The organism is Shewanella sp. 11B5 (assembly GCF_002836795.1).
GTDB lineage: Bacteria > Pseudomonadota > Gammaproteobacteria > Enterobacterales > Shewanellaceae > Shewanella > Shewanella frigidimarina.
This window is the reverse complement of record NZ_PJAP01000514.1, coordinates 1-5,761: the sequence shown is the minus strand read 5'-3', so window position 1 is coordinate 5,761 and position 5,761 is coordinate 1. Positions and strand designations below refer to the sequence as shown.

Sequence of the window (5,761 nt, the reverse complement as noted above, 5' to 3'; positions counted from 1 at the left end):
TAGCCCATCAAATGAGCACCAGTTATTTGTCTGTTCATTTAGATAAATACGGACAAATTCAAGGCGATTGGCAAGTGCGCTTTTTTGACATAAACCAGGTTGTCCCTATTGATGATAACCAAGATGGCGAGCTTGCGTGGGGGGAGCTGCAAGCTCATCAAATTGCGATAGTAGATTATTTACGTTCATCTTTGGCAATCAGCCGAGAGCAAGATTGTCCACTGAGTTTTAACCCAACGCAGCAAGTTGACCAGCATTTTAGTGAAGGTTATCTAGTCAGTTCATTTCAGGCTGAATGTGATAGCCCCGGAGTGTTGACCATTAATTATCAAGCTTTCTTCAATATAGATACTGATCATAAAGTTATTACCACCATTGCCACGCCCGATCATCAATACACGCGAGTGATCAGTAACGATAACCCGATCATATTGATTAATTTAGCTGAAAGTCAGTTCAGCGATACATTTACTGAATATGTTTACCAAGGTGTAATTCATATTTGGAAGGGCACTGATCATATCTTATTTTTATTAGCGTTGTTGTTAACCTGCGTATTGGTGCGTGAACAACAGAAATGGCACGCGATAGATAAGCCTAAGCAAATATTTAAAGATACCGCGTGGATTATTACTGCCTTTACTTTGGCACATTCGGTAACGTTAACCGCCACCGCATTGGGGCTTATTAATTTTAGTAGTCACTGGGTTGAGCTGGGCATTGCATTGTCGGTATTGTTTGCGGCACTAAATAATGTGTGGCCGATTGTATTGCGTTTAGGTTGGATTACGTTTGCGTTTGGTTTGTTACACGGCATGGGATTTGCCGGAGTATTAGGCGAACTTGGCTTGCCTGAAAATCAAAAACTATTAGCGATTCTTGCGTTTAATGTTGGCGTTGAAATCGGCCAGTTGGCGATTTTAGCGCTAGTGCTGCCTGTATTGATGTTTCTACGCCATACACTTTGGTATCGACATTGGGGCATGCAGATCGGTTCAATTGCGATTGGGCTCATGGCGATTCAGTGGTCTGTAGAACGTTTTTAGTGTTTGCCAATGAACTAGTCAGCTTTGGATAGTGGCTAGTTCATTGAGATTGTATTGCTCAAGTAACCTTGTATTCGACCGTCGCTAACTTATGCTCGGCTTACATTTGGCATATGTTCTATTTATGTTTGAGACGGTGTACAAATAACCGACGTCAGTAGTCATTAGTCAGACATTCGCCCACCTTAAATTCCTCTTGGTAATATCTCCCAACGACTCAAGGTTAAAATTGGCTTTAGCGGTAAGCAAACTTTTGTGTATGTTAATTCGTATGATGATACAGATTATTGCTGTATCTGAGCTTTAGCGACCACCCAATATGTGTAATCGCAATAATATAGCGTGTTTGAACGAGTTTTTTGTTCGAAAGATCAGCAAAGCCTAGATATTGCCTGCTTTCTTCCATAGAATGGCAAGTTAACTTTTTTATCAGCAGCCATTGTTTATTTTGCTGCGGTTTTATTAGGTGTATTGATGTCGGCGAAACTGTTTAATCTCCCCATTAAGCTTTCATTAGAGATGATTGCGAAACTGTTTTCGGCCACCCAAATTCAAAAAGCGCAAAACTATTTGATCCAAGGTCGAGTTCTAGAAGTTACTGCCAGCAGTAATAATCATGATATTGAGGCCTATGTAGAAGGCTCTGCTGCTGAACCCTATCGTCAAGAAATCACTCTGGTTAATGTTAATCACAAAATTGTGATGCGTTCACATTGTACTTGCCCTGTTAGAACAAACTGCAAACACGTTGCTGCTGCGATGCTGGCACTGGTCGATAAAAAACCGGTTGAAGAGCAACGTATCCACCAATGGTTACGCCAACTTGACGAGCAAAAAACGGTTGCCGAATTTGAGGAAGAGGACGAAGAAAAAGATCGCATTATTTATGTGTTATCCAATGATCCTCATGGTATTTTTGTCGAATTTAAACGCAGTAAATTAAATAAAAAAGGCCAATACAATAAAGGCAGCAAGCTGGCATTAGCCGATATTCGCTATAGTATGCCGTGGTGGATAGACCCTGAAGATAAACAGATTATCAGCTTGTTATTGTCATCAAATAATCATGGTTCTAAAATTTATATTGAAGGTGAGATTTCATTTTTAGCACTGACTAAAATGCTCACAGCCGAAGTGTGTTTTTGGGAAGAAAACCGTATTCCCCTGACATGGGCTAAATCTGTTGTACCTGAATTTGTCTGGTGTGAAATTGATAAAAAACATACCCAAATGCAAATGCGTATGCCTGGGCTGGATAATTGGGAGTTTATTGCTACCGAGCCACCTTTGTATGTTGAATTAGACTATTTGCATCTAGGTAGAATAGAAACTGATTTACCAGTTAAAAAGTTAAGTTTATTGCAACACATGCCGCCAGTGCCCTTGGCTCAAGTAGATACCATTAGTCATAAAATGCTCCAGCATTTTTCACCTAAAACGGTGCCTGTTCCTAGTGAAATTGATTTTTGCGAGATAACAGACTCACTGTTAACACGCTTAACCTTTACGCGTGAGCTCATTGCCAACAACCCGATTCTGCAACCGGTTATTCGTGTTGATCATTGTTACGGTGAAATTACCTTTAATGCATCGACTAAACCCGAACGCATAAGCTTAGTCAAAAAAAATCAAGTTCAATATCAAGTGCATAGACATGTCGAGCAAGAGCTCGCGGCATTACAGTCATTAGCGGATATAGGCTTAGTGACACTTGAACCAGACGCTACGCTGGCCAGTTCACAACAACCCTATTATGTCAGCGTCGGGTTATTACCCGAGTCGATTTTTGAATGGTCTGAATTGACCGACAATGGTCTTGATGCGTTAACTGCGCTGGGGATGGAGATTCATTTTGATGATGACTTCGACTTACAAATTACCGATGCACAGTTAGATGTCGACTTAGTTGACGATGATGAGTCTGGCTGGTTTTCATTATCGCTCAGTGCCGACATCGATGGCCAAAGTGTACCGTTATTAGCCTTAGTTGCCCGTTGGTTGCAGCAAAATGGTGAGCCGGCAGACGATGATGAATTGCTATTACCTGGCCCTAACGGCGGTTTTATTAAAATCAAAGCTAAAACCATTAAGCCGCTGATTAGTATTATCCAAGAATTATTTAATCGTCATTCTGGCGATGTCATTTCGATACCACGCAACCGTGCGCATATTTTGAATGATTTATCTGCCAGTGACGTGCGTTTGCTTAATGGCGAACGTGTGCGCAATTTAGCCGCCAAACTCGCAGAGTTTAAAGGGGTGGTTCCGGTTGAGTTACCTGATGGCTTAAATGCGACATTACGTGATTATCAAAAACAAGGTTTTGACTGGTTGTGTTTTCTTAAGGAATATCAACTAGGTGGTATTTTAGCCGATGACATGGGCTTAGGTAAAACCGTCCAAGCGTTGGCATTTTTACTCAAAGCCAAGCAAGACGCGACCGAGCGTCGCACCAGTTTAATTGTTTGCCCCACTAGCTTAGTGGGTAACTGGTTAAAAGAAGCTAATAAGTTTGCTCCGTCGCTGAATGTGGTGGTGATCCACGGCAATAAACGCCAACCTTTATTAGATCAAATTAATCAGTTTGATGTGGTCGTGACAACCTATCCATTAATGTTACGTGATGAAGCCATTTATTGTGAATATGTGTTTGAGCATATTATTTTGGATGAAGCACAACAAATTAAGAATGCCCAAGCAAAAGTCACCCAAGTGATTAAAACCCTAAGAGGTCGATTCCGCTTATGTTTATCGGGTACGCCGCTTGAAAACCATTTAGGCGAATTAAAATCATTGATGGATTTTTGCTTGCCAGGTTTATTAGGTCAGCATACCTACTTTAATAAGCAGTTCCGTGGTCCGATTGAGAAGCAGGCCGATGTTGAAAAGTCGCAGTTACTGAGTCAGCGTATTGCTCCCTTTATGCTGCGCCGCACTAAAAAAGAAGTGGTGTCTGAATTACCTGAAAAAACCGTGATTATTCAAACTCTGGAACTTGAAAGAGATCAACGTAATTTGTATGAGTCTATCCGTTTAGTGATGGAGAAAAAATTGCGTGAACTGTTTGCCAAGAAAGGGGTGTCGAGCAGTCATATTGAGTTTTTAGATGCATTGTTGAAATTACGTCAAGCCTGTTGCGACCCACGTTTAGTGAAGCTTGAACAAGCTCAACAAGTTAAAGACAACGCAAAAATGACCTGGTTAATCCAAAACCTGCCTGAAATGATTGAAGAAGGTCGTAAAATCCTTATCTTCAGCCAATTTACTGGCATGTTAGCGTTGATTGAAGACGAACTAAAACGCTTAACAATTAGCTACAGTAAATTAACGGGACAAACTCGCGACCGTCAAACCCAGATTGATGCTTTTCAAGAGGGGGATAACTCGGTGTTTTTGATCAGTTTAAAAGCGGGTGGAACCGGGCTTAACCTCACTGCCGCAGACACGGTTATTCATTTTGACCCGTGGTGGAACCCTGCAGCGGAGCGCCAAGCGACCGATCGTGCTCATCGTATTGGCCAGTTAAACCCGGTGTTTGTTTATAAACTGATTGCCCAGGGCACCGTTGAAGAGAAGATTCAAGAAATGCAGCAGCACAAACAAGGTTTGGCTGACAGTATTTTATCTGATGGGACTCAAGGTCCATGGCAGGGCAGTGCAAACGATTTATTAGCATTGTTGAGTTAATCGTTGAGTTAATCGTTGAGTTAATAGTTGCGTTAATGACACGGAAATCACTTGAACTAGCGTGTAGATTCGCGAAGCTCAAGTGATTTAGCGGTTATCAATTACCCTAGATGAACTCGATAACATTGGCTTAAAAACGTTGACTCGATACACTTTGATTAAATAAGTATGGACTCGAAAATGGAGATGAACCTTGGTTGCGGTGTACTTTAAACGTGGCTCATCAGCGCCAAGAAAACGGCGCTCGTCCCGTGCAATCCCTGCTGAGCATACTGCTTATTTTGAACAGGTATTTGCCGAGCTTCGGCTTCATCCTGAAAAAATTGCTATTGTTAGACATAATATTGCTGAGTTTCAAGCTCAACCTTATTTGAAAAAAGGTCTGCACACGGCAATTGATCGGTTACTGTTGGTGTTTGAAGACGATAACGACATCGAACTGTTATATCGGCAAGTGATGAGTGATGATATTGGCCAACGGGTAAGACGCTACCCGCTGATTTTTAAAGGCATCATTTCAATAGATTCAGATGCTGTGTAATCTCATTCAGCGAGTGCTTTATCAAATATAAGCACTAGTGTCATGAGCGTTCAATAAAGCTACCCGTCAGTCGTTTAATAAATGGTCATGCCAAATAGCTTTGCGCTATTCTTGTTCATTTTGCCATTATTAATAACGATGTTGTTTACTGCGCCAAAACCATACAGCACAGCAATCATGCCGTTGCTATTAAATACCTAAACCGATTATCTATATTTTGCCTATAACCCTATTGTCATTGCTCTTTTAGCTTGAGTCCTTTGACCGCTTTAAGTCGTTCCCCCGATACCGTGGTATCTAAAATATTCGTTAGGTTAATTTACCGGATGGCACGCTTCGCTTAGCAGCAATTATTTCGTTGTATTTATTTAGCTGTAATTATTGCTAGTAGTCATCATATGGCTACATATTAGCCATATATTTGAGCGAAATAGGATTGAGCGTTAAACAAAATTCATATTGTGGATAAAATACTCAAAATATTTAC

Annotated in this window: 3 protein-coding genes; all 3 read left to right on the top strand. The window is 41.1% G+C overall.

Annotation, left to right across the window (positions count from 1 at the left end; all coding sequences use genetic code 11):
* On the top strand, positions 1-1,046 hold a 1,046-nt coding region (locus tag CXF78_RS12105; RefSeq protein WP_102036933.1), incomplete at its 5' end, for a HupE/UreJ family protein.
* 474 nt (positions 1,047-1,520) lie between these two features.
* Positions 1,521-4,733 carry a DEAD/DEAH box helicase gene (locus tag CXF78_RS12100; protein WP_102036932.1) on the top strand — a complete coding sequence of 1,071 codons (3,213 nt, stop codon included), beginning with the start codon at positions 1,521-1,523 and terminating at the stop codon, positions 4,731-4,733.
* 193 nt (positions 4,734-4,926) lie between these two features.
* A complete protein-coding gene (locus tag CXF78_RS12095) occupies positions 4,927-5,274 on the top strand; it encodes a hypothetical protein (RefSeq protein WP_102036931.1) in 348 nt (115 codons plus the stop codon).
* The last annotated feature ends 487 nt before the right edge of the window (positions 5,275-5,761 follow it).

Coding starts and splice junctions, on each gene's coding strand:
- CXF78_RS12100 (WP_102036932.1), top strand. CDS start 1,521: ATGTCGGCGAAACTGTTTAATCTCCCCATTAAGCTTTCATTAGAGATG.